The organism is Pseudomonas sp. W17, assembly GCF_040268305.1.
Taxonomy (GTDB): domain Bacteria; phylum Pseudomonadota; class Gammaproteobacteria; order Pseudomonadales; family Pseudomonadaceae; genus Aquipseudomonas; species Aquipseudomonas protegens.
This window is the reverse complement of record NZ_CP158490.1, coordinates 1,314,911-1,339,482: the sequence shown is the minus strand read 5'-3', so window position 1 is coordinate 1,339,482 and position 24,572 is coordinate 1,314,911. Positions and strand designations below refer to the sequence as shown.

The 24,572-nt window shown below is 63.2% G+C and carries 24 protein-coding genes; 6 read left to right on the top strand and 18 right to left on the bottom strand.

All coding sequences use genetic code 11. From position 1 onward, the window contains the following. Positions 1-57: 57 nt before the first annotated feature. Both ABCR88_RS06010 and ABCR88_RS06005 read right to left on the bottom strand, forming a co-directional pair. Positions 58-3,114, bottom strand: coding sequence for an efflux RND transporter permease subunit (locus ABCR88_RS06010; protein ID WP_011059506.1), 3,057 nt, complete (start codon positions 3,112-3,114; stop codon positions 58-60). A 6-nt stretch (positions 3,115-3,120) separates the two neighbouring features. After that, positions 3,121-4,209, bottom strand: coding sequence for an efflux RND transporter periplasmic adaptor subunit (locus ABCR88_RS06005; protein ID WP_011059505.1), 1,089 nt, complete (start codon positions 4,207-4,209; stop codon positions 3,121-3,123). Between the two features lie 94 nt (positions 4,210-4,303). Here ABCR88_RS06005 and ABCR88_RS06000 point away from each other — a divergent pair, with 94 nt between their 5' ends. After that, positions 4,304-4,939, top strand: a complete 636-nt coding sequence (locus tag ABCR88_RS06000; protein WP_011059504.1) for a TetR/AcrR family transcriptional regulator — start codon at positions 4,304-4,306, stop codon at positions 4,937-4,939. Between the two features lie 98 nt (positions 4,940-5,037). Here ABCR88_RS06000 and ABCR88_RS05995 read toward each other — a convergent pair whose 3' ends face one another. Next, a complete protein-coding gene (locus ABCR88_RS05995) occupies positions 5,038-5,820 on the bottom strand; it encodes a class I SAM-dependent methyltransferase (protein WP_350023645.1) in 783 nt (260 codons plus the stop codon). A 94-nt stretch (positions 5,821-5,914) separates the two neighbouring features. Here ABCR88_RS05995 and ABCR88_RS05990 point away from each other — a divergent pair, with 94 nt between their 5' ends. After that, positions 5,915-6,532: a hypothetical protein gene (locus tag ABCR88_RS05990; RefSeq protein WP_015634318.1), complete on the top strand. Its 618-nt coding sequence runs from the start codon at positions 5,915-5,917 to the stop codon at positions 6,530-6,532. A gap of 8 nt (positions 6,533-6,540) precedes the next feature. Here ABCR88_RS05990 and ABCR88_RS05985 read toward each other — a convergent pair whose 3' ends face one another. The 7 genes from ABCR88_RS05985 to ppc form a co-directional block, all read right to left on the bottom strand. After that, positions 6,541-7,239 (bottom strand): extensin family protein, encoded by a 699-nt coding sequence (locus ABCR88_RS05985; RefSeq protein ID WP_041116189.1) that lies wholly within the window; start codon positions 7,237-7,239, stop codon positions 6,541-6,543. 13 nt (positions 7,240-7,252) lie between these two features. After that, a complete protein-coding gene (locus ABCR88_RS05980) occupies positions 7,253-8,083 on the bottom strand; it encodes an isocitrate lyase/phosphoenolpyruvate mutase family protein (protein WP_041116187.1) in 831 nt (276 codons plus the stop codon). A gap of 33 nt (positions 8,084-8,116) precedes the next feature. Beyond that, a complete protein-coding gene (locus tag ABCR88_RS05975; protein ID WP_026020060.1) occupies positions 8,117-8,977 on the bottom strand; it encodes a DUF72 domain-containing protein in 861 nt (286 codons plus the stop codon). Then, positions 8,974-9,276, bottom strand: a complete 303-nt coding sequence (locus ABCR88_RS05970; RefSeq protein ID WP_041116185.1) for a hypothetical protein — start codon at positions 9,274-9,276, stop codon at positions 8,974-8,976. The genes ABCR88_RS05975 and ABCR88_RS05970 overlap by 4 nt, the downstream gene beginning before the upstream one ends. Positions 9,277-9,462: 186 nt before the next feature. Then, positions 9,463-10,137, bottom strand: coding sequence for a tRNA (adenosine(37)-N6)-threonylcarbamoyltransferase complex dimerization subunit type 1 TsaB (gene tsaB, locus ABCR88_RS05965; RefSeq protein ID WP_041116183.1), 675 nt, complete (start codon positions 10,135-10,137; stop codon positions 9,463-9,465). Positions 10,138-10,227: 90 nt separating this feature from the next. Continuing rightward, positions 10,228-10,875: an adenylate kinase gene (gene adk / locus ABCR88_RS05960; RefSeq protein WP_015634313.1), complete on the bottom strand. Its 648-nt coding sequence runs from the start codon at positions 10,873-10,875 to the stop codon at positions 10,228-10,230. Between the two features lie 289 nt (positions 10,876-11,164). After that, positions 11,165-13,795, bottom strand: a complete 2,631-nt coding sequence (gene ppc, locus ABCR88_RS05955; protein WP_041116182.1) for a phosphoenolpyruvate carboxylase — start codon at positions 13,793-13,795, stop codon at positions 11,165-11,167. Between the two features lie 204 nt (positions 13,796-13,999). Between ppc and ABCR88_RS05950 the strand changes: the two genes are divergently transcribed. The 3 genes from ABCR88_RS05950 to ABCR88_RS05940 all read left to right on the top strand — a co-directional run bounded on the left by ABCR88_RS05950 (position 14,000) and on the right by ABCR88_RS05940 (position 15,888). Beyond that, positions 14,000-14,344: a hypothetical protein gene (locus ABCR88_RS05950; protein ID WP_015634311.1), complete on the top strand. Its 345-nt coding sequence runs from the start codon at positions 14,000-14,002 to the stop codon at positions 14,342-14,344. 288 nt (positions 14,345-14,632) lie between these two features. Continuing rightward, a complete protein-coding gene (locus ABCR88_RS05945; protein WP_011059493.1) occupies positions 14,633-15,046 on the top strand; it encodes a DUF4398 domain-containing protein in 414 nt (137 codons plus the stop codon). A 53-nt stretch (positions 15,047-15,099) separates the two neighbouring features. Then, the gene (locus ABCR88_RS05940) at positions 15,100-15,888 is read left to right on the top strand and encodes an OmpA family protein (protein WP_011059492.1); all 789 of its coding nucleotides are present in this window, start codon (positions 15,100-15,102) and stop codon (positions 15,886-15,888) included. 113 nt (positions 15,889-16,001) lie between these two features. On the opposite strand, the gene ABCR88_RS05935 is transcribed toward ABCR88_RS05940, so the two are convergent. From ABCR88_RS05935 to prfB, 7 genes are all read right to left on the bottom strand, one after another. Continuing rightward, on the bottom strand, positions 16,002-16,328 hold the full coding sequence (locus tag ABCR88_RS05935; protein ID WP_011059491.1) for a hypothetical protein: 327 nt from the start codon (positions 16,326-16,328) through the stop codon (positions 16,002-16,004). Beyond that, entirely contained in the window at positions 16,325-17,251 is a 927-nt protein-coding gene (locus ABCR88_RS05930; RefSeq protein ID WP_019093912.1) for an alpha/beta hydrolase, read from the bottom strand. Before ABCR88_RS05930 ends, ABCR88_RS05935 begins: the two co-directional genes overlap by 4 nt. A gap of 117 nt (positions 17,252-17,368) precedes the next feature. Then, positions 17,369-18,646, bottom strand: coding sequence for a flavohemoglobin expression-modulating QEGLA motif protein (locus tag ABCR88_RS05925; RefSeq protein ID WP_011059489.1), 1,278 nt, complete (start codon positions 18,644-18,646; stop codon positions 17,369-17,371). Positions 18,647-18,681: 35 nt separating this feature from the next. After that, positions 18,682-19,227, bottom strand: coding sequence for a hypothetical protein (locus tag ABCR88_RS05920; protein WP_041116180.1), 546 nt, complete (start codon positions 19,225-19,227; stop codon positions 18,682-18,684). An 88-nt stretch (positions 19,228-19,315) separates the two neighbouring features. Next, positions 19,316-20,032, bottom strand: a complete 717-nt coding sequence (locus ABCR88_RS05915) for a TetR family transcriptional regulator (protein ID WP_011059487.1) — start codon at positions 20,030-20,032, stop codon at positions 19,316-19,318. A 105-nt stretch (positions 20,033-20,137) separates the two neighbouring features. After that, positions 20,138-21,640 carry a lysine--tRNA ligase gene (gene lysS, locus ABCR88_RS05910; RefSeq protein ID WP_011059486.1) on the bottom strand — a complete coding sequence of 501 codons (1,503 nt, stop codon included), beginning with the start codon at positions 21,638-21,640 and terminating at the stop codon, positions 20,138-20,140. A gap of 112 nt (positions 21,641-21,752) precedes the next feature. Beyond that, positions 21,753-22,848, bottom strand: a protein-coding gene (prfB, locus tag ABCR88_RS05905) for a peptide chain release factor 2 (protein ID WP_100255254.1) whose coding sequence is annotated in 2 segments (ribosomal slippage) — positions 21,753-22,775 and positions 22,777-22,848 — 1,095 coding nt in all. Because the reading frame shifts where the segments join, the coding sequence is not laid out codon by codon here. A 188-nt stretch (positions 22,849-23,036) separates the two neighbouring features. Between prfB and ABCR88_RS05900 the strand changes: the two genes are divergently transcribed. Continuing rightward, a complete protein-coding gene (locus tag ABCR88_RS05900) occupies positions 23,037-23,552 on the top strand; it encodes a hypothetical protein (RefSeq protein ID WP_053149237.1) in 516 nt (171 codons plus the stop codon). A 5-nt stretch (positions 23,553-23,557) separates the two neighbouring features. Here ABCR88_RS05900 and ABCR88_RS05895 read toward each other — a convergent pair whose 3' ends face one another. Then, on the bottom strand, positions 23,558-24,559 hold the full coding sequence (locus ABCR88_RS05895) for a PleD family two-component system response regulator (RefSeq protein WP_011059483.1): 1,002 nt from the start codon (positions 24,557-24,559) through the stop codon (positions 23,558-23,560). Positions 24,560-24,572: the final 13 nt, after the last annotated feature.

Sequence of the window (24,572 nt, the reverse complement as noted above, 5' to 3'; positions counted from 1 at the left end):
AAGGGCCTCTTCGCCGGCAAGCCGGCTCCTACAGGATGTATTCCCGCATACCGGTTCCTAGGTTTTCTTGACCCTGAACCAGGCCGCATACAGCGCCGGCAGGAACAACAGGGTCAGCGCCGTCGCCACGATCAGCCCACCCATGATGGCCACTGCCATCGGCCCGAAGAACACACTGCGCGACAGCGGGATCATCGCCAGCACCGCCGCCAGGGCGGTCAGCACGATGGGCCGGAAACGCCGCACCGTGGCTTCGATGATTGCATCCCAGGGCTTGTGCCCCGCCTTGATGTCCTGCTCGATCTGGTCCACCAGGATCACCGAGTTGCGCATGATCATCCCCGACAGGGCAATGGTCCCGAGCATGGCCACGAAGCCGAAGGGCTGGCGGAACACCAGCAGGAACAAGGTGACCCCGATCAATCCCAGGGGCGCCGTGAGGAACACCATGGCCGTGCGCGAGAAACTGCGCAGCTGGATCATCAGCAAGGTCAGCACCACCACGATGAACAGCGGCACGCCGGCCTTCACCGAGTTCTGGCCCCGAGTCGAGTCCTCGACCGTGCCACCCACTTCCAGCAGGTAACCATCGGGCAGCTCGGCGCGAACCGGCTCCAGGGTCGGCAGGATCTGCTGCACCAGGGTCGCCGGCTGCTCCTTGCCGTAGATGTCGGCGCGCACGGTGACGTTGGGCAGGCGGTTGCGGTGCCAGATCACCCCTTCCTCGAAGCCGTACTCCAGGGTCGCCACCTGGGACAGGGACACGCTCTGGCCATTCTCGGTAGGCACCGCCAGGCTCGGCAGCAACGACAGTTCGGTGCGTTCCTCGCGGGTGCCCCGCAGCAGGATCTCGATCAGCTCATTGTCTTCCCGGTACTGGCTGACGGTGGAGCCTATCAGCGAACTCTGGAGGAATTTCGACAGGTTGGCGGTGCTCACTCCCAAGGCCCGGGCCCGGTCCTGGTCGATGTTCAGGTAGACCACCTTGCTGGGCTCTTCCCAATCCAGGTGCACGTTGACCACATGGGGGTTCTCTCGCACCTTGGCCGCTACCTTGCGCGCCAGGGCTCGGACTTCCTCGATGTGCTCGCCGGTGACCCGGAACTGCACCGGGTAGCCCACGGGCGGCCCGTTCTCCAGGCGCGTGACCCGCGAGCGCAGCGCCGGGAACTGCTCGTTGAGGGTTTCGATCAACCAGCCGCGCAGCTCTTCACGCTCCTCGATGCTCTTGGCCAGCACCACGAACTGGGCAAAGCTGGTGGCTGGCAGTTGCTGGTCCAGCGGCAGGTAGAACCGCGGCGAACCGGTGCCCACGTAGGCCACGTAGTTGTCGATGCCCGCATGCTCCTTGAGCAAGGCTTCCAGGCGCTTGACCTCATCGGCGGTGTTGCTCAGGGACGCGCCTTCCGCCAGCTTCAGGTCGACCATCAGTTCCAGGCGACCCGAGGCCGGGAAGAACTGCTGGGGAACGAAACGGAACAGCATCACCGAGCCGACGAACAGCAGGATGGTCAGGACGATCACCGTCTTGCGCCGCTCCACGCACCAGCCCACTACCCGCCGGACCCGCTGGTAGAAGGGTGTACCGTGGGGATTGGATTCGGCGCCGTGCTTGGCGGCGTGGATCTTCGCCAGGTCCGGCAGCAGTTTTTCCCCCAGGTACGGCACGAACACCACGGCTGCAATCCACGAGGCCACCAGGGCAATGGTCACCACCTGGAAGATCGAACGGGTGTATTCGCCCGTGCCGGACTGGGCCGTGGCGATCGGCAGGAAGCCCGCCGCAGTGATCAGGGTGCCGGTGAGCATGGGGAAGGCGGTACTGGTCCAGGCGAAGCTGGCGGCCTTGATCCGGTCGAAGCCCTGCTCCATCTTGATCGCCATCATCTCTACCGCAATGATCGCGTCGTCCACCAGCAAGCCCAGGGCCAGCACCAGCGCCCCCAGGGAAATCTTGTGCAGGCCGATCCCCAGGTAGTACATGGTGGCGAAGGTCATCGCCAGCACCAGGGGAATCGCCAGGGCCACCACCATCCCGGTCCGCACTCCCAGGGAGAAGAAACTCACCAGCAGCACGATGATCAGGGCCTCGGCCAGCACCCGGACGAACTCGCCCACCCCGGTCTTCACCGCCGCCGGCTGGTCGGACACCTTGCGCAGTTCCATCCCCGCCGGCAGGCTTTTCTGCAGGCGCGAGAACTCGCCTTCCAGGGCCTTGCCCAACACCAGGATGTCACCCCCCTCCTTCATCGCCACAGCCAGGCCGATGGCGTCTTCACCCATGAAGCGCATGCGCGGCGCGGGCGGATCGTTGAAACCACGACGCACGTCCGCCACATCACCGATGCGGAAGGTACGACCGGCGACGCGGATCGGGAAATTGCGGATCTGCTCCACGGTCTGGAAATTGCCCGACACCCGCAGTTGCACCCGCTCGCTCGGGGTCTCGAAGAACCCAGCGGTGGACACTGCGTTCTGTTCTTCCAGGGCCTGTTGCACCGCCGCCAGGGGCAGGCCCAGGGTCGCCAGCTTGACGTTGGACAGCTCGATCCAGATTTTCTCGTCCTGCAGGCCCAGCAGGTCGACCTTGCCCACGTCCTTGACCCGTTGCAGCTGGATCTGGATGCGGTCGGCGTAGTCCTTGAGTACCGCGTAGTCAAAGCCCTGCCCGGTCAACGCATAGATATTGCCGAAGGTGGTGCCGAACTCATCATTGAAGAACGGCCCCTGGATACCGGGCGGCAGGGTCTGCCGGATATCACTGATCTTCTTGCGTACCTGGTACCACAGCTCGGGAACCTCGTTGGAGTGCATCGAGTCCCGGGCGATGAAGGTCACCTGGGACTCCCCCGGCCGCGAGAAGGACACGATGCGGTCGTACTCGCCAGTCTCCATCAGCTTCTTTTCAATGCGCTCGGTGACCTGGCGCGACACTTCCTGGGCCGTGGCCCCGGGCCAGTTGGTGCGGATCACCATGGCCTTGAAGGTGAAAGGCGGATCCTCGCTCTGCCCCAGCTTGGTGTAGGACAGCGCACCGACAATGGCCAGCAGCAACATCAGGAACAGAACGATCTGGCGATTGCGCAACGCCCAGGCGGAAAGGTTGAAACCCATCGGGGATTACTCCTTGGCCGCCAGATTGACCACGCGGTTGGAGCGATCCACCGGGCGCACCTGCAAGCCCTCATGGAGCACATGCACCCCCGCGGCCACCACCCAATCGCTGGCGCTCAGCCCTTCCAGCACCGGCACGCTCTTCTCGCCGAAGGCGCCGACCCGCACCGGGGTCTTGTGCAGGGTATTGTTGGCATCCACCCGCCAGACATAAGTCGCCCCGCCTTCCGCGGACAACGCCGACAGCGGCACCGACAGCGGCACCGCATCGCCGCTCTGGATGAACACCCGGGCACTCTGGCCCAGCTCGGCGGGAACCTTTCCGGCAGTGAAGGCAATACGCGCGGCGAAGGTCCGGGACTTGGGATCGGCAGCAGGCGACAGCTCGCGGATGCGCCCGTCGAAACGCTGGCCCGGCTGGGTCCAGAGCTCCACCGATACCGGCTGGCCGACCTTGAAGCGGCCGTAGTTCTGCTCGGGGAAGCTGATCAGCACCTCACGCTCGCCATCGGTGGCCAGGGTGAAGACCGTCTGCCCGGCCGCCACCACCTGCCCCACTTCCACCGCGCGCTTGGCCACCACGCCGTCCTGCGGCGCGCGCAGCACCGCGTAGCCGGCCTGGTTGTTGGCCACATCGAACTCGGCCTTGATCTGCTTCAGGCGCGCTTCGCCGGAACGGTAGAGGTTCTCGGCGTTGTCGTATTGGGAATGGCTGACCATCTGCCGCTCCAGCAGGGTCTTGTAGCGATCACGCTCGGCGCGCACCAGGTTGAGGTTGGCGCTGGCTGCAGTGACCTGGGCCCGGGTGGCTTCAAGTTGCAGGCGCACGTCCTGCGGGTCGAGCTCCGCCAGGGGCTGGTTGGCCTTGACCCGCTCGCCCTCCTCCACCAGCCGTCGGCTGACCTTGCCGCCGATACGGAATGCCAGGTCCGGCTCATAGCGGGCGCGCACCTCGCCCGGGTAGCTGTCCGAAGCTCTTGCCGAAGGCTCTGGCTGGACCACCATGGCCGGCCGGATGCCAATTTGAACGGGCTCTTCGTGCCCACAAGCAGACAGAAAAAAAGCCAGGCTGACTGGCAAGGCATAGCGGAACATGGCGGCGACCTTTCGCTAATGGTGCTTGGAATATTTATACTGGCCGGTATGTTATTAATAGCAAACTCACCAGTCCAGTATTAACAGCGAAAAAATGTCCGACAATATTTCCGCAAACGTTGGGCCAGGCAGGCCCAAGGATCTGGCCAAGCGCCAGGCCATTCTCGAAGCAGCCAAAGTCCTGTTCTTGAGCAATGGCTACGCCAGTACCAGCATGGATGCGGTCGCCGCTGAGGCCGGGGTTTCAAAGCTCACGGTCTACAGCCATTTCAATGACAAGGAGACCTTGTTCACCGCCGCTGTGGTGGCCAAGTGCGAAGAACAGCTGCCCACGCTGATCTACGAACTGACCCCCGAAACGCCGGTGGAGAATGTCCTGCTGAACATCGCCCGGGGCTTTCACCATCTGATCAACAGCGACGAGTCGGTGAACCTGCACCGCCTGATCATGACGCTGGGCAGCCAGGACCCCAAGCTCTCGCAGATCTTCATCGAGGCCGGTCCCGAACGGGTGCTGCAGGGCATGGAGCGGCTGCTGGCGAAGATCAATCAGCTGGGCACCCTGCGTATCGACAAGCCGCGCAACGCCGCCGAGCACTTTTTCTGCATGCTCAAGGGCGGGGCGAATTTCCGCCTGCTCTACGGCTGCGGCGAACCCTTGAGGGGCGCCGCCGCAGAGGAGCATGTGCAGGAAGTGGTGGCGCTGTTCATCCGCGCCTACCGGCCGTAGAAACCGGCAGGCGCAAGCGCTGGCTGATGTAGGAGCGGGCTTGCCAGCGAAGCGGACTGAAGACCGCCTTCGCCGGCAAGCTGGCTGCTACAGGGGGCTCAGGCCTTGAGGGCCTTCTTCGGGTAGATGTCGTAGCGGCTGGATTTGCCCTCCAGCCCATGGCTGGGCTCGGGCCCTTCGATGCACGGCGCCTTGCGCGGACGCTTGACCACCACCCGGTGGCTGGCCAGGGCCAGGGCCGCGGCAAGCAGGGCCGGGGCGTCGTTGTCATCGCCCACCAGTGGCCGGAACAAGCGCATTTCCTTCTTCACCAGGGCACTTTTCTCCCGATGGGGAAACATCGGGTCGAGGTAGATCACCTGGGGCGGTTCACCCTGCCAGTTGCGCATCAGCTCGATGGAATTGCCCTTGAGCAGGTGCATGCGGGCCACGATAGGCCCTACCTCGGCGTCCAGCGCAGCGCGGGCCAGGCCGTCTTCCAATAGCGCACCAATCAATGGCTGGCGCTCGATCAGGCTCATCTCGCAACCCAGGGTCGCCAGCACGAAACCGTCCTTGCCCAGACCGGCCGTGGCATCCAGCACCCGTGGCCGCACGCCCTGGGCCACCCCCACCGCCTTGGCGATCATCTGCCCGCTGCCGCCGCCGTACAGCCGCCGATGGGCCGCACCGCCCTCGACGAAATCCACCCGTACCGGCCCGGGCGCGTCCGGCCCCAATTGCTGCAACTGCAGGCCCTGCTCACCCACTTGCAAGGCGAACTCGGCCTCATCGACCTGCAGCGCCAGCCCCAGGCGCTCGGCCCATTGCTCGGCCGCAGGGGCGAATCCGGCGCCCAGGGCCTCGACTTTGATGCGGCAGGCTGCGGGTTGCTCATTCATCTGAAAACACACTCAAAAAATTAATGATCGGCAAAAACTGCCGATAACAGGACTATCGGCCATTTTGCCAGAGCTCAAGCGTCGACCGAGAGCAATGTCAGACATTCAACGCACATCGATAGGTTATATCTCGCCCCACGGCGACTATGGCCTGCGCAACTCCCAGGCACTGAGCGGCGTCAGCCATCTGTGGCAGGACTTCTTTGCCCAGGCCCTGGCCGAGCAACGGGGTGAAGGCGCAAGCGTTGAATCGGTACCGGCGGTGGCCATCGATGGCCCGGTTGAACCGGCTGGCGGCAGCGACGTGCTGGCGCAGATCGTCAACCAGCGTCATTGCGACGTGCAAGACACCGAGGTCCGCCCGCCGGAGCCGCTGTTCCTGCCTATCGCCGAGTTTGAAATGGACCTGCTGGATAAACCCGCCCCGCCCTTCCCGCCAGAAGAGATCGTGGCCCAGCAGCGCCAACAGGATTTCGAAAGTGGCTGGGTACGCCCGATCGTGCTCAACGCCGGCCAGCCGATTCCTGCTCCAGGCCCTGCGCCGGAGCCCCGCCCACTGCACCTGCCGATCGCCGAATTCGAACTGGACCTGCTGGACAAACCCGCCGAGCCGTTCCCGCCTCAGGAACTCATCGAGCAACAGCGGGCGATGGACTTCGATATCGGCTGGGCCCGCCCACTGATCCTGCAGAACTTGCGCATCGCCGCCTGAGCCCAGCCTCAGCGACACACCCACCAAGGCCCTACATCCAGATGAAAGTGGTTGCGATGGGCATTGTTGTAGTCCGGCCCCAGCACCACGTTGAACGCATCACAGGCGCCATCCCGGGCCAGGCGCAGAAATCGGCCTTCATTGCTGTCCTTGGGCCAATCCCGGAGCACGCTGATGCTGCGCCCATCCCCCAGGCGAAAGCCGGCGATGTCCAGGGCGTTGGCACTGGCATGCTGGCTGCGGGCACCGCTCTCGCGGCTGTACATGTTGCGGCAGGCGAAACTGCCCAGGTGATCGACTCGCGCCACCCGCTGGCCGTACACCGCCTGCGCGGCCGACTGCAGCCCATGGCGCTCATACAGGGCAAAGGCCACCGCCAGCGGGCAACTGGCGAGAAAGCTGCTGCTCAGGGCCACGTCGCCACCCTGTACACGCAGGGTATTGCTCAATGGGCAAGCGACGTCCCTGCGGCTGTCGAGCTGGCGGCTGGTACGCAAACCCGAGCCCGCCAGCACCTGGTCGCACAGTTGCGGGTCATTCCGCAGCCGCGCCAGCTTGAAACGGGTCAACAGGTTGGGCTTGGCCCGCACGTCCAGCGGCGCCCAGGGATTCCAACTGTCCGCGACGGGCAACCAGCCCAGGCGGACACCGATCAACAACAGGGCGCCCAGCAACAACAAGGCACCCAGGACTTTCACTACCCGCACAGACACTCCCGTTTCACGGCTGCTTGAACATTTGATTGATCTGCCCGAACGGCATCGCCCGGTCGGCAAAATCGAAACGCCCGTGGCTATGGATATCTTGCGCAGCCCGGTAGAAGGCTCCGTAAGCGGCCCGCGCCAGGGCCGAACCGACACTGATGCGCTTGACGCCCAGCTCCGCCAGTTGCGCCACGCTGAGGTTGAGGCCTCCCGACATCAGCACGTTCACCGGCTTGGGCGCCACCGCTCGCACCACCTGCTGAATATCCTCGGCACTGCCCAGGGCCGGGGCATAGAGCACATCGGCACCGGCCTCGGCAAAGGCCTGCAAGCGGCGAATGGTGTCTGCCAGATCATAACGCCCGTGCAGCAGGTTTTCCGCCCGGGCGGTCAGGGTAAAGGGAAAGGGCAGACTGCGAACGGCCGCCACGCAGGCCTCGATGCGTTCCACCGCCAGCTGGAAATCGTAGATCGGCTGCTCGGCATGGCCCGTGGCGTCCTCGATCGAAGCACCAACCACACCGCTGGCCGCCGCAAGAAGCAGCGCCTGGGCACAGCCTTCGGGGCTGTCGGAAAACCCGTTTTCCAGGTCCGCCGCCACCGGTAGGCTGCTGGCGCCGACGATGCTGCGCACGTTGCCCAGCGTGTCCTCCAGGCTGAGTGCACCTTCGGCATCCGGGCGCCCCAGGGAAAAGGCATAGCCGGCGCTGGTGGTGGCCAGGGCCTCGAAGCCGAGGCTGGCGAGCATCTTCGCCGAACCGGCATCCCAGGGGTTGGGAATGACGAAAGCTCCGGCACGTTCATGCAGGGCCCTGAAGGTAGTGGCTCGAAGGGTTTGCGCGTCCATTGGCTCGCTCCTGAAGAAGGCCGTGAAGGCGCTTCAGAGCAAGCCGAGTTGCTCCGCAGCGGGCTCTCTGTATAACTCAGGCAATGCGGGCAAGCCAGGCAAACGTTGCATCAGCCGGGCGTGAAAACGCCGCGCCAGTTCAGCCGCCAGACGGTTGTCCGAAGTGTGCAGGAACACGTAGGGCGTACGCCCCTCTTCGATCCAGCCGGCGACCTTGTCGATCCAGGGTTCAAGGAAAGGATCGTTGGCCTCAAGCTCCGGATGACCGATGAAGCGCACCTGGGGAAACTGGGTGAAGGCTGCGGGGCGCGGTGGCACCTTGGGCTTTTTCGACTGCGCATGCAGCACCGCAGGAGCGGTCGACGTGCAACTGAACAGGGCCCGCGGGTCGAGGCAGATGCGTTCCACGCCACGCTCGCGCAGCAGCCGGTTGAGCATGCGTTCGGCATCGCCCTTGGTGAAGAACTCCGGGTGCCGCACTTCCACCGCCAGCGGCCGCTCCAGGCCATCGATGAACCCGGCCAGTTCCGCCAGACGCTGTGGCGCAAAGCTGGCCGGCAACTGCAGCCACAGCGGCGACACCCGCTCACCCAGGGGGCTGAGCAGCTGGATAAAGGACTCAGCGGCGCTCAACTGCTCGCGCAGGTCGCCGCCGTGACTGATGTCACCGGGGAACTTGGCGGTAAAGCGAAAGTGCTCGGGCATGATCTCGGCCCAGCGCTGCACAGTTCCGGGCGCCGGCCGTGCATAGAAGGTGGTATTGCCTTCGACGGCGTTGAAGACCTGGCAATACAGGCCGAGGAAATCATTGGGCCGGGCGTCTTCCGGGTACAGGTACTCACGCCAGGCGTTTTCGCTCCAGGAAGGACAACCGAGGAAATAAGGCAGCATCAGATATGCAGGTCGAGACCCACCACTTCCATATCCCAATCGACAAAGCCGGCGGTGGTCAGGTAGCTGGCCAGGGCGTTGGCCACGCTCTTTTTCATCGCCCGCTGGAAGATCATGTCCTGGGGGCGGGCGGGAAGATTGCCGGTACGTGAGGAAGACGCCTGGGAACGGCTCTGGGTCGAAGGCTCGGGCTGCACTTCAATGGCGTCGGCATCGTCCAGGGACTCGTCTACCAGCGCACGGCCTTTGCGAGGCTTGCGCTTGATGGGGTAGGACTGAGAGGAGATGCCGTCTATACGCATACAGAAAAGCCCGGGGTCGATGATGGCAATTTAGCGGCACCGCTTCGACTTAGCAAATGCCCAAGTGATAACTAGAACACAGAAAAGCCAAAAGGTTTAAAACCGGGCAGGTTCAGGCTGAAAAAACGGACGATTGGCGGGCGTATGCGGGAGTTATCCGCATAACCGCGCACATTTGTTCTGGGTTCAACGGGCCTTGGGAGTAGCGACCTTGTCCCGCAGATAGACAGGTTGGGCCTGGTCGGCAACGATCGCCTCGCCGCGCTCCCAGGCAAACTGCGCCAGGGTCAGCAGGTCGACCGCATGGGGCAGCATGCCGGCGTCCTGGCCGCTGAGTTCGACGGCAATGCGCTCGCCATACCCCCAACCGGTGCCCGCACCGAACCAGTCGCCGCTGGAGCCTTCGGGCAGGGCCGCGACTTCCGGCGGCAATACCGCTTCCGCGCCCACCTGGCGCATCTCGCCGGCAACTTCCTGGTAGCAGCCCCAATAGACTTCATCCATGCGCGCATCGATGGCCGAAGCCACCTGGGTCGCGCCATGCTCGCGCAGAGCCCGCTGGGCCAGCACCGCCAGGTTGGATACCGGCAGCACCGGGCGCTCCAGGGCAAAGGCCAGGCCCTGCACCACGCCGATGGCGATGCGCACCCCGGTGAAGGCGCCCGGGCCACGGCCAAAGGCAATGGCCTCGACCTGTTGCAAGGTCACCCCGGCATTGGCCAGCAGCTCCTGGATCATCGGCAACAGCTTCTGTGCATGCAGGCGCGGGATCACCTCGTAATGGCTCGTGACCTTGCCGTCATGCAGCAAAGCAACGGAGCAAGCTTCAGTCGCGGTGTCCAGGGCCAGCAAGGTGCTCATTCGGGGTTCCATAGGCATTGAAAAAAGTGACGCATTATAAACAGCAACGGCCCGCAAGCGGGCCGTTCAACGATCAAACGCTCTGGCAACTCAGCTCAGGGCTTCGAGTACCTTGCCGGTGATCACTTCCACCGAACCGACGCCAGGGATATGGCTGTACTTCGGCTTGCCCTGGGTGGCAGCCAGTTGCTGGTAGAACTCCACCAGCGGCTTGGTCTGCGAGTGGTAGACCGACAGGCGATGACGCACGGTTTCCTCGGTGTCGTCCTTGCGCTGCACCAGGTCTTCACCGGTGATGTCATCCTTGCCGGCGATCTTCGGCGGGTTGTAGACGGTGTGGTAGACCCGGCCCGAAGCTTCGTGCACACGGCGACCGGCGATGCGCTGGACAATCTCTTCGTCGTCGACGGCGATTTCCACCACGTTGTCCAGCTCGACACCGGCCTTCACCAGCGCTTCGGCCTGGGGAATGGTGCGCGGGAAGCCGTCGAACAGGAAGCCATTGGCGCAGTCGGCCTGGCTGATGCGTTCCTTGACCAGGTTGATGATCAGGTCATCGGACACCAGGCCACCGCTGTCCATCACGCTCTTGGCCTTCAGGCCCAGCTCGGTGCCGGCCTTGACCGCAGCACGCAGCATGTCACCGGTGGAGATCTGTGGAATACCGAATTTTTCGGTGATGAACTTTGCCTGAGTACCTTTACCGGCCCCGGGAGCTCCCAGCAGAATTACGCGCATCGATGTGCTCCTCAATTTTTTATTTAGAAACGCTCGGATTCGCCTCGTGGGGCCAATCTCAAAAATGGGGGTGTGGCCGCCCAAACGGCCAAAGGCTGATCAAGATACACAGCCGACACAGCGCACACAAGCAGTCGAAAGTCGGAGGAACCCGGCCCTTTTGTGCCCCATTGGCCGGGTAGAACAAGTCGCAACCCGACAACAAAGTGTCGCCAGATGAACCAGAACGACACCTCGCAATTGCCTTGATCGGGGCTGCCCCGCCGCTGGCCGGCAGCCCTCTCGCACCTCAGCCGGTATTGCGCAAGCCAGCGGCGATACCGGCCACGGAGACCAGCAACGCCTGTTCCACGGGGCTTCCTTGCGGCGCTTGCTGCTTGCGCGAGCGCGCCAGAAGCTCGGCCTGCAACAGATGCAGCGGGTCGAGGTAGGTGTTGCGCAGGCGGATGAACTCCAGGGTATCGGGGCTGTGCGCCAGCAGTTGCGACTGCCCGGTCAGGCCCAGGACCACCGCGCAAGCCTGCGACAATAGGTCGCGTAAATGCTCGCCCAACGGCAACAGTTCGGCCTCCACCAGGCGCTCATCATAGGAGCGGGCTATATCCGCGTCGGCCTTGGCCAGCACCATCTCCAGCATGTCGATGCGGGTGCGGAAGAACGGCCATTGCTCGCGCATCTGCCCCAGCAGGTCGCCCTCGCCACGGGCCAGGGCCTTGCTCAAGGCCGCTTCCCAGCCGAGCCAGGCGGGCAACATCAGGCGCGTCTGGGTCCAGCCGAAGATCCAGGGGATGGCCCGCAGGCTCTCGATGCCCCCGGCACGGCGCTTGGCCGGGCGGCTGCCCAGCGGCAGGCGGCCCAGCTCCTGTTCCGGAGTGGACTGGCGGAAGTACTCGACGAACTGCGGATTGTCCCGCACCACCTCGCGGTAGGCCCGGACGCCATCGCTGGCCAGCTCGTCCATCAGGTGACGCCAGGCCGGCTGCGGTGGCGGCGGCGGCAACAGGGTCGCCTCCAGTACCGCGGCCAGATAGAGGTTGAGGTTCTGCTCGGCGATGTCCGGCAGGCCGAATTTGAAGCGGATCATTTCCCCTTGCTCGGTGGTGCGGAAACGCCCCGCCACCGAACCCGGCGGCTGCGACAGAATGGCCGCGTGGGCCGGGCCGCCGCCGCGTCCCACGGTGCCACCGCGGCCGTGGAACAGCAGCAGTTCCACCTGTTGCTCGCGGCAGATGTCCACCAGCCGCTCCTGGGCCCGGTACTGGGCCCAGGCCGCAGCCGTGGTGCCGGCATCCTTGGCCGAGTCGGAGTAGCCGATCATCACTTCCTGCGGCCCTTGCAGGCGCGAACGATAGCCCGGCATGTGCAGCAGTTTTTCCATCACCGGGCCGGCGTTGTCCAGGTCCGCCAGGGTCTCGAACAGAGGCACCACGCGCATCGGCCGCAGCACACCGGATTCCTTGAGCAGCAACTGCACCGCCAGCACATCGGAGGCCGCGCCGGCCATGGAAATCACATAGGAACCCAGGGACGCCGCTGGCGCACCAGCGATTTCGCGGCAGGTGGCGAGCACTTCGGCGGTGTCCGCCGAGGGCTTGAAATAGCCTGGCAACAACGGCCGACGGCTGCTCAGTTCGCGCATCAGGAAGGTGATGCGATCCTCCTCGCTCCAGTCCTCGTAACGCCCCAGGCCCAGGTAATCGGTGATTTCGGTCATGGCCGAGGTATGCCGGCTGGAATCCTGGCGTACATCCAGGCGCACCAGGAACAGACCGAAGGTCACTGCCCGGCGCAGACAGTCGAGCAGCGGCCCGTCGGCAATCACTCCCATGCCGCACTCGTGCAACGACTGGTAGCACAGCTGCAGCGGCTCCAGCAGGTCACGGTTGTTGTGCAACACCTCGGCGCCCGCCGGCACCGCCGCGCTGAGCGCCGCGTGGGCCCAGTTGCGGGTGGCCCGCAGGCGTTCGCGCAATTGCTTGAGCAGCGCCCGATAAGGCTCGGCGCTATCTCCGGCCCTGGCCACGAGCGCCGGGCTGGCCTGCTGCATGGACAGCTCGGCCGCCAAGTGGTCGATGTCCCGCAGGTATAGGTCGGCGGCCATCCAGCGCGCCAGCAGCAGCACTTCGCGGGTTACCGCAGCGGTGACATTGGGGTTGCCATCACGGTCGCCACCCATCCACGACGCAAAGCGGATCGGCGCCGACTCCAGCGGCAGGTGCAGCCCGGTGGCCTCGAACAAGGCCTTGTCGGCCTTGCGCAGGTAATTGGGGATCGCCTGCCACAGCGAATGCTCGATCACCGCAAAGCCCCACTTGGCTTCATCCACCGGAGTGGGTCGGGTCCGGCGGATTTCCTCGGTGTGCCAGGCCTCGGCGATCAAGCGTTGCAGGCGCTCCTGGATCTGCCCGCGCTCGGCGCTCGTGAGGTCACGGTGGTCCTGGGCCGCCAGTTGCCCGGCAATCGCGTCGTATTTCTGGATCAGGGTGCGGCGCGCCACTTCGGTGGGGTGAGCGGTCAGCACCAGCTCGATTTCCAGGCGCCCCAGTTGCCGGGCCAGAGCATCGGCGCTGTGCCCTTCGGCCCGCAGGCGAGCCAGCAGCTCCGGCAGCACCCGAGCCTCGAAGGGTGCCGGCTGCGACTCGTCGCGGCGGTGGATCAACTGATACTGCTCGGCGATGTTCGCCAGGTTGAGGAACTGGTTGAAGGCCCTGGCCACCGGCAGCAGTTCGTCCTCGCTCAACTGGTCGAGGCTGGCGCTCAATTCGGCCCCCGGCGAGCCCCGGCGATCGGCCTTGGCGCCTTTGCGAATCTGCTCGATCTTGTCGAGGAAAGCCTCCCCGTACTGGTCGCGGATGGTATTGCCCAGCAGTTCCCCCAAGAGGTGAACGTCTTCGCGCAAGCGCGCATCAATATCGGTCATCGAGGTGTTCTCCAGCGGACTCAAGGCGGCACGGAAAGCTCAAGAGTGCCGCCTGCACACCTCGCTTAGCAAGCGTGGGGCAAAGCGCACCAAACCTTCGGCGATGCAGCTAGTCTCAAGCATAGGCCGCACGAGGGCCGCCTACCGGCCCCGGCCGGTCCACTCAACCCAGCCTGCCACGAGCAGGTGTTCATTGAGGTCATCATGAAAATCCGTGAACTTGCGCAACACTGGGAAGAAAACGCCAAGGGTCGCCTGACCCGGACCGGCTACCGGATTCACCTGGATGTGGAAGCCGCCGCACGCCTGGCCGCCCTTTCCGAGATGTACCCCAAACGCCAGACCGAAGAACTGCTCGGCGAACTGATCGGCGCCGCCCTGGAAGAGCTGGAGGCGAGCTTCCCCTACATCCAGGGCCAGCACGTCGTGGCCACCGATGAAGAGGGCGATCCACTGTACGAGGATGTGGGTCCCACCCCTCGTTTCCTGGCATTGTCGCGCCAGCATCTGCACCTGCTGGCGAGCCAGTCCGACAAGCCCAAGCACTGAACTTCCACACTCCCGCGGTCACCTGACAATCATCCTTCCCGGCCCTGCAAAGGGTCGGGGATACCCCTGCGCGCGGCAAAAGTTCCCAATCTAGAGCCTTGTCCGATGCGTCAGATTTTTTTCCGGCCAATCGCCATCTTTCTCTGAACTATTCAAAAAAGCCTCGGGTCACACCCATTAGCCATCACTGGAACGGCCGTTTCAAATTTTGCCATCAGCGCTCGTCGTCACTGAAGCGTCACGGCGCCAGAACCAGGATGGATTTTGATGTTTTCCAGGAGTTACCCAATGGAGTTGAAGACCATGAAGATCAGCACTGCCAAATCCTCGTTCACCTCTCTGCGCGGGCTGAAGCTGGCCGCGCTGGCCCTCGGTAGCAGCATGGTTCTGGCCGGTTGTGCCGGGAACCCGCCCACCGAGCAGTACGCGGTCACGCAATCTGCGGTCAATAGCGCAGTGAGCGCAGGCGGTACCGAATTTGCTGCCGTGGAAATGAAGTCGGCGCAGGACAAGCTCAAGCAAGCCGAGATTGCCATGCACGACAAGAAGTACGACGAAGCCCGCCGCCTGGCTGAACAAGCCGAGTGGGACGCCCGCGTAGCAGAGCGCAAGGCCCAGGCCGCCAAGGCCGAGCAAGCGCTGAAAGACTCGCAGAAAGGCGTTCAGGAACTGCGTCAGGAAGGTATGCGTAGCGTGCAATAAGAAGCCGCCGCCGATTCCCACGTACTCGTATTTGATTGAAAGGACGAACCATTATGCGCAAACAATTGATGATCCCAGCCCTGTTGGCCATGAGCGTAGCCCTGGCGGCCTGCTCCACCCCGCCTAACGCCAACCTGGAAAACGCCCGCACCAACTTCTCCGCCCTGCAGGCCAACCCGCAGGCCAGCAAGGTCGCCGCCCTGGAAACCAAGGACGCCGCCGACTGGATGGACAAGGCCGACAAGGCCTACCTGAACAAGGACGACGAGAAGAAGGTCGACCAACTGGCCTACCTGACCAACCAGCGGGTTGAAGTGGCCAAGGAAACCATTGCCCTGCGCACCGCCGAAGCCAAGCTCAAGGATGCCGGCGACCAGCGCGCCCGCGCCATCCTCGATGCCCGCGACGCGCAGATCAAGCAACTGCAGGACAGCCTCAACGCCAAGCAGACCGACCGCGGCACCCTGGTGACCTTCGGTGACGTGCTGTTCGCCACCAACAAGTCCGACCTGAAATCCAGCGGCCTGGTGAACATCAACAAGCTCGCGCAATTCCTCCAGCAGAACCCCGATCGCAAGGTGATCGTCGAAGGCTACACCGACAGCACCGGCAGCGATTCCTACAACCAGTCGCTGTCCGAGCGCCGTGCCGGCTCGGTGCAGATGGCTCTGATCCGCATGGGTATCGACCCGGCGCGCATCGTTAGCCAGGGTTATGGCAAGGAATATCCGGTGGCCGATAACGGCAGTGTTTCCGGCCGCGCCATGAACCGTCGCGTGGAAGTGACCATTTCCAACGACAACCAGCCGGTAGCACCACGTTCGTCGGTCAGCCGCAACTGATCGGGCACCCTGCCTATATAGGCAGGTAAGACAAAACGCCGCCGACCTCTTCAGGTCGGCGGCGTTTTTTTTATGCCGTTATCCATGTAGGAGCCGGCTTGCCGGCGAACAGATCACTGCTCCAGTTGCGGGGTTTCCTGCCCCATGCAGCGCACGGCCTGCTTCTTCTTGTTCACCAGCACCCCGGTCAGGCCTTTCTGCTGGGTGTCGAACAGCACCAGTACACCGTCGATGCACTGGGCCACTTCATCGGCCGGTTGCAGAGAGATCTTGTAGTCCTCGCCGGGCACGGTCTTGAGCATGGTGAAGTCGCTGAGCAGCAATGCATCCTCCGGTTTGGCGAAGTGCAGGTAGCCGTAGTACCACAGGCTGCCCACGGTGACGATGATGCTGCAGATACCGGTGATGATCATGGGAATGGCGTTGCGTTCTTCACTCATTGCGGACTCTCTGGAGGTTCAACTGCTGAATTCGGGGGCGTCGGGTAATTGGGGATCTCCCCCAGGCGGCGCAACCCGTCGAAATGCTGCGGATCATCGAGGTAGCGCAGCATCACGCGGCGCCAGGTCGGATCGGCAAAGGTTTGCACATGGCCGCCGCGGGTCAGCTGCAGGACCCTGGGCGGGGGCGCAGCTTGATACACACGGATGCCATTGGAAAGGGGCACGATGGGATCGTCGATGCTGTGGTAGATCAGTTTCGGTACCCCGGTCAGGCGCGGCATCGAGTGAATCGCGCTGTCGGTGTCCGGCACCAGCCACGACAACGGCACCTGCAACGGCCAGGTCAGCCAGGAAGTGCTCAGGGCATAGCGCCCGACATCGCGATAACTGGCCGGAACCCCATCGAGGACGATGGCCTTGAGCTGGGCCTGACGTTCGGGGTGCTGTACCAGGTAGTGGATGGCCAGGGCGCCGCCCAGGCTTTGCCCCAGCACGATCAATGGCTTGCCCTGCACTTCGGGGGCCTGGTCCAGCCACTTGAACGCGGCATCCAGATCCTGATAGATCGCCGGCAGGCTCGGTGCACCTTCGGACAGGCCATAACCGCGATAGTCCACCAGCAGCACCTGATAGCCCTGCTCCGGCAGCCACCAACTACCCCCCAGGTGCCAGGCCAGATTGCCGCCGTTGCCATGCAGGTGCAGCACCGTGCCCTTGACCGCCACTCCGGGTTTGGCCGGCAGCCACCAGCCGTGCAGCTTGAGGCCATCGGCGGTGGTCAGGGTCACGTCACGGTATTCGAGCCTGGCCCGCTCAGGGGTGAAAGGCAGCCCGGGTTCGGGATAGAACAGCAACGAACTGCAGCCCTGCAGGCCCAGCAGCAGGGCAAATACCGCGCAACACTTCAGCAGCCGGCTCATCCGCAGCCCCCTGGCCTGTACCCGGATGGGCGCTGAAGGCCCTGCAGGCCTTGTCGCAGCCTGTGCCAGTGGCTACAGCTGTCTGTGGATACGTCCATGTGCGCCCCCCGGCAGAAGTCAAAGAATGTTGGAGTAGTCCGCCTCGATCCGGTCCAGGCTCAGATGGTTGAGGAAGTTGGAGAAACACATCCAGGCCGACAGCGCGTTCATGTCGCGAAACTGTTCGGGCAGGTACTTGGGTGCCACCACCAGCCCTTCGTCCACCAGCTGGCGCAGGGTGCGCATGTCCTCGAGGGTGGTCTTGCCGCAGAACAGCAGCGGCACCTGCTCCAGCTTGCCCTTGCGCACAGCCAGCTGAATGTAGTTGTAAACCATGATGAAGCCCTTGAGGTAGGACAAGTCTTTGGTAAACGGCAGCCCCGTGGGCACCGACCCGCGGAACACCCGGCTGGCATTGCCGTAGCTCTCGGCCATCTCGAAGCCCTGCTCGCGGAAGAACTCGAACACCTGCAGGAAGTCCGCGCCCTCCTCCACCATATGGATGGCCCGGGTGCGGTTGGTCAGCTTGCGCAAGCGGCTGGGGTAAGAGGCAAAGGTGATGATCTCCATCAGGATCGCCAGCCCCTCCTGGGTCACCGTGGACGAGGGCGGGCCCTTGGCCAGGAAGGTGCAGATCGGCTGGTTGAGGCCGTTCAGGGTGGTGCCCACGTGCACCAGCCCCTCATGGACTTCCAGGGCCCGCACGTCACGGTTGTTGAACATCGCATCGCTGCGGATCTTGATGTAGTCGGCGCCCGCCGCGGCGTCGGCGACGATACCGTCGGACTCGAACACCCGGATGGTTTCCTCGGCCTCGCCAAACACCTTGTTCAGGCGGCTCTGCAGCAGGCTCACGGCATCCTTGGCACTCAGGGTCTTGGGTTCGTCCTTGAGATCGCCCCGACCGTCGATGTTGTTCAGGTAATCGGACATCATCAGCCCCAGGTCCGCCAGGGTCGGGTCGCCGGCATGGAAGGCATCGGATGCGGCGCCGTACAGCTCCTGCGAGATCAGGCCGAAGTCGCCGGTACCCCGTGCTTCGAGCATGCGCACCACCATGCGGTATTCCTTGCACATGCGGCGCATGATCTGCCCCACCGGGTTGAACTGGCCCAGTTGGCGGGTGATGTCGCGCTCGATGTTCTGGAATTCCAGCTTCACCGCACCAGAATCGAAAGACAGTGGCCGCCCCTCGTAATAGGCGCGGTCCACCGCCGGCATTTCCTTGCCCTTGGCCTTGAGAAAGCCTTTGCGGACGTTCTCGTCCCACTTCACCGCATCCAGCACGCGGATCGGTGTCTGGGCCAGCACTATGCGATCGGACAGAGTGCGTATCGTCTGCTGGTAATCGTCCACCAAAAGCTCCTATTGAATGGGTCTGTAACGCGGGGTCACTTGCCCACGCGCTTGAAGCGCGCCGCCTCGACGAACAAGTCGGAATTGGCGGGGTCGTCAAGGTAGGCGAAGACCTCGGGCAAGGGGCTGCTGATCAGCACGCCATCGCCTTCGGCCGTGGCCATGGGCTCACCGCTCAAGGCCTTTTGACCCAGGGCCTGGCGAATCTGTTCCAGGTCCAGGGTGTAAAGCACCAGTTCGTGCCTTACCGTCAACTCGAAACCGGCAATGCTGTAGTGCCCTCCAAAAGCCTGGGGCACCGCCGCCGACAGGTACCAGCGGTTGCCATGCCGGGAGACGGTGAAATCATAGGTGTCCCGCGGGCGCGCCGTGCCGCCTGGGTAACTCGAGGCACGGTAGCGGTTGGCGCCGATCTGGCTGAGCTGGATGTTCAGCGGCTCGCCCCAGGCATTCTTGCTGGCCCACTTGCCCAGCAATTGGGCAGGCGCCGCCTGCGCAGCCGGCAGCGGCTCCTTGAAGGCCACCAGGCAACCGCTGAGCAGCAGGAACGACAGGGCAATCAGGACGCGCCAGGCTTGCATGCAACTCTCCCATGAACACCAGAATCACTGTAGCCGCTGGCGCGGGCCACGACCGACAGGCCGCAGCCGGCAAGCCAGGCCGCGCGGCTCAGACCGAAGCCAGAACCAGATGCATGTAGCGCGTGAGGATGCCGAGCATCTCTTCTTCCACCAGCGGCTCGGCGCCGTTGAGCAGGCCCTGATATTCCATCCGGCCGATTATCGACGTCAATACCTTGGCATCCTGCTGCGGCTCCCGCGAGCCCAGTACCTGGAAAAACTGGCAAGTGCCGTGCAGCAGGATCTGCTGGTGCGAGCGCACCAGCTGCGCCAGGCGCGGGTTGAGCAAGGCTTCCTGGCGGAAGGCCTGTTCGGCCATCAAGTGTTCACGACGGGTACTCAACTGGCGCCGTACGTAATCGGCGGTCATACGTGCGATATCGTCGGCCAGTTGCGAGCGCGAGGCAGCGCTGCCATCGCCATAGGCGACCATTTCCCGCAGCAGCCCCTCGTTGCTGGCCCACAGCTTGGCCATGAACGCCGCGCTGCGCTCCACGTACTGGGCGAAGGTATCGGTGAGCAGGTCATCGATATCCTTGAAGTAATAGGTGGTGGCCGACAAGGGCACACCGGCCTCGGCGGCCACCGCACGATGGCGCACGGCCCGCACGCCGTCACGCACGACAATACGCATGGCGGCATCGAGAATGTCCTGTCTACGCTGCTCACTGCCTTGGCGGCTGGCCTTGCGGCCCTGGTACTGAACACTTTCAGCCACCGCAGTGGCGATGCCAGCTGCACCTTCTTGAGCAATTGCGCGGTTCACGACAGGTATTCCCTCTTAAAAATCACACAGAATTAGAAGCGGTACGTCAGTTCCAACCAGACAATAAAAAGCCGCCTGATAAAGGCGGCTGATTATTCAGAGCACTTAAGCTTGCGGCCGCATGTGCGGGAACAGGATCACGTCGCGAATCGAAGGCGAGTTGGTCAGCAACATCACCAGGCGGTCGATCCCGATGCCCTCGCCGGCGGTGGGCGGCATACCGTATTCCAGGGCACGGACGAAATCGGCGTCGTAGTGCATGGCTTCGTCATCACCGGCGTCCTTGTCCGCCACCTGGGCCATGAAGCGCTCTGCCTGATCTTCCGCGTCGTTCAACTCGGAGTAGGCGTTGGCGATTTCGCGACCACCAATGAACAGCTCGAAACGGTCGGTGACGTTGGGGTTATCGTCGTTGCGACGGGCCAGCGGCGACACTTCGAACGGGTACTGGGTAATGAAGTGCGGCTGCTCCAGCTTGTGCTCCACCAGTTCCTCGAAAATCATCACCTGCAACTTGCCCAGGCCTTCGAAGCCCAGCACCTTGGCACCGGCCTTCTTGGCGATGGCGCGAGCCTTGTCGATGTCGTTCAGGTCATCAGCGGTCAGCTCGGGGTTGTACTTGAGGATCGAGTCGAACACCGACAGGCGCGCGAACGGCTCGCCGAAGTGGAACACCTTGTCGCCGTACGGCACGTCGGTAGATCCCAACACAAGCTGCGCCAGTTCGCGGAACAGTTCTTCGGTCAGGTCCATGTTGTCTTCGTAGTCGGCGTAAGCCTGGTAGAACTCCAACATGGTGAATTCAGGGTTGTGACGGGTCGAAACGCCTTCGTTACGGAAGTTGCGGTTGATCTCGAACACTTTCTCGAAACCGCCAACCACCAGGCGCTTCAGATACAACTCAGGGGCGATACGCAGGAACATTTCCATGTCCAGCGCGTTGTGGTGGGTTTCGAACGGCTTGGCCGCCGCGCCGCCAGGGATGGTCTGCAGCATCGGCGTTTCGACTTCGAGGAAGTCGCGCTTCATCAGGAAGCTGCGGATGTGGGCGATCACTTGCGAACGCACGCGGAAAGTCTGGCGTACTTCTTCGTTGACGATCAGGTCGACGTAGCGCTGACGGTAGCGCTGCTCGGTGTCGGTCAGGCCGTGGTGCTTGTCCGGCAGCGGGCGCAGCGACTTGGTCAGCAGGCGCACATTGGTCATTTCAACGTACAGGTCACCCTTGCCGGAACGGGCCAGGGTGCCTTCGGCAGCGATGATGTCGCCCATGTCCCAGGTCTTGACGGAGGCCAGGGTTTCTTCGGACAGGGTTTTACGGTTGACGTAGACCTGAATGCGACCGGTCATGTCCTGGATCACCATGAACGAGCCACGGTTGAGCATGATGCGACCGGCAACCTTGACCGGGATTGCAGCCTCTGCGAGCTCTTCCTTGGTCTTGTCCGCGTATTTCTTCTGCAGATCTTCGCAGTAGTTTTCGCGGCGGAAGTCGTTCGGGAAGGCATTGCCCTTGGCGCGCTCGGCAGCAAGCTTTTCCTTGCGCAGGGCGATCAGGGAGTTTTCTTCCTGTTGCAGGGCTTGCGGGTCGAGTTGTTGGTCGCTCATGTCTTTTGAAATTCCATCACAGGTTCATTGCCCCCAGGCCTTCGGCCTGGAGATCGCCGGCAAGCCGGCTCCTACGGGATCGCACCGTGTCAGCCGATCCCGTATTGCAGTATTACAAGCCCGATTTCAGGCTGGCTTCCAGGTATTCGTCGATGTCGCCGTCGAGTACCTTGTCGCAGTCGCTGCGTTCGATGTTGGTGCGCAGATCCTTGATCCGCGACGCATCGAGCACGTAGGAGCGGATCTGGTGACCCCAGCCGATGTCCGACTTGGTGTCTTCCAGCGCTTGCGACGCGGCGTTGCGCTTCTGCATTTCCTGCTCGTACAACTTGGCCCGCAGCATTTTCATGGCGGTGTCCTTGTTGGCGTGCTGGGAACGTTCGTTCTGGCAGCTGACCACGGTGTTGGTCGGTACGTGGGTGATACGTACGGCCGAGTCGGTGGTGTTTACGTGTTGACCACCGGCACCGGAGGAACGATAGGTGTCGATCCGCAGGTCTGCCGGGTTGATTTCGATTTCCACCTTGTCGTCGATCTCGGGCGAGACGAAAACGGCGGAAAACGAGGTGTGGCGACGGTTGCCGGAGTCGAACGGGCTCTTGCGCACCAGACGGTGCACGCCGATCTCGGTGCGCAGCCAGCCAAAGGCGTATTCACCCTTGATGTGCACAGTCGCACCTTTGATACCGGCGACTTCACCGGCCGACAGTTCCATGATGGTCGCGTCGAAACCGCGCTTGTCGGCCCAGCGCAGGTACATGCGCAGCAGGATGTTGGCCCAGTCCTGGGCCTCGGTGCCGCCGGAGCCGGCCTGGATGTCCAGGTAGGCGTTGTTCGGGTCCATTTCGTGGCTGAACATGCGGCGGAATTCGAGCTTGGCGAGGTTTTCCTCGAGACGGGCCAGCTCGGCGACAACGTCGCCCACCGCGCCTTCGTCCTCTTCCTCGACCGCCATGTCCAGCAGATCGCGGCAATCGGCCAGGCCACCGTTCAGTTCGTCCAGGGTCTCGACGATCTGTGCCAGCGCTGCGCGCTCGCGGCCCAGTTCCTGGGCGTATTCGGGTTTGTTCCAGACACTCGGATCTTCAAGCTCGCGATTGACCTCGGTCAGACGCTCATGCTTTTGATCGTAGTCAAAGATACCCCCGAATAGTTTCGGAGCGCTCGGACAGGTCCTTGATGGTGTTCAGGATCGGGTTGATTTCCATGGGGGGCGGCACTCGTTGGCGAACTTTTGAAAGCCGGAGATTATAACGGAATCACTGATTCACGGCAGCCCGCTTAGCGGCTTTAAGCGCAATTAGACCCGCTAATTTAAGCGCCAGGACCTATACAATCCGAGCGTGAATGCCACTTCTCGCACTCGATTGCCAGCAGAACCAGGAAACAGCCCGCCATGGAGAGAACCCTCAGCGACTCGCAAATCCGCTACATCAAGGCCCGCGAGCGTCGCAATCTCAGGGGAGCACAGGCATTCATATGCCTGTTCCTGAGCCTGTTCGTGCTGATCCTGCTGCAAGGGGTCTGGCTGTTGATCTCCCCACAGCTGGCCTGCGCCCTGCTGGTGCCGTGGGCAATATTCCTGTGGTGGTGGGTCTTGCATCGCCTGAAAGGCCAGCAAAGCGAGGTGGCAGCCCGGACCCAGTGGCTGCAAGGCCAATTCAGCGCCACCTGGGTCTCCAGCCACAGAAATGGCCACTTCAGCTACAGCTTCGGTGATTACCCCATCGCCGCCTGCTGCCGGCTGAACAACCTCTTCAACGAGAAAAGGCTCGACCTGCACACCCGATACAGGGTCGAAGCCGCCCTTCTCACCTGCTCGCAAACCGCAAGCCACAGCTACTACCTGTTCGGCGACACCCTGGTGCCCGTCCCTCGGGACCCGGCGACCGACGAGCAGCCTGGAAGCTGAGGCGGTTACTCGATCCCGACCTGGTTGCGGCCGTTGTTCTTGGCCAGGTACAGCCCCTTGTCCGCCGCCGAAATCAACTGCCGGCAATGGCTGTTGGGCTGCGGCGTTACGGTGGAAAGACCGATGCTGATGGTCAGGCTCGCGCCCTCCACCGGCGCGATATGGGGGATTTTCAAGGCTTCCACGGTCTGGCGCAGCTTCTCGGCCACCAGTCGCGCCCCGCCCGGCGAGGTATTGGGCAGCACCAGCACGAACTCTTCGCCGCCGTAGCGGGCCGGCAGGTCGGAAGGCCGGCTGCTGGCCTCGCGAATCGCCGTGGCCACCTTGCGCAGGGCTTCGTCGCCCTCCAGGTGGCCGAAGGTGTCGTTGTAGGTCTTGAAGTAGTCGACGTCGATCATCAACAGCGACAGCTGGCTCTGTTCGCGCATCGCCCGCCGCCACTCCAGCTCCAGGTACTCATCGAAATGCCGGCGGTTGGACAGCCCGGTCAGGCCGTCGGAGTTCATCAGCCGTTGCAGCACCAGGTTGGTGTCCAGCAGTTGCTGCTGGCTGACCCGCAGGGCGCGGTAGGCCGCGTCACGCTGCAACAGGGTCATGTAGGAGCGGGAGTGATAGCGAATGCGCGCCACCAGCTCGATGTTGTCCGGCAGCTTGACCAGGTAGTCGTTGGCCCCGGCGGCAAAGGCCGCGCTCTTGATCAGCGGGTCTTCCTTGGTGGAGAGAACGATGATCGGGATGTTCTGGGTCGCCGGGTGGTTGCGGTACTCGCGCACCAGGGTCAGACCGTCCAGGCCCGGCATCACCAGGTCCTGGAGAATCACCGTGGGCTTGATGCGGATCGCCTGGGCAATGGCCTGGTGCGGATCGGCGCAGAAGTGGAAATCGATGTTTTCCTCGTTCGCCAACCCACGCCGCACCGCTTCGCCGATCATGGCCTGGTCGTCCACCAGCAACACCATGGCGGCATTTTCGTCGGTCTTGAATTCGTCGAGCTGTAAATCATTCATGGGTTGTCACCTG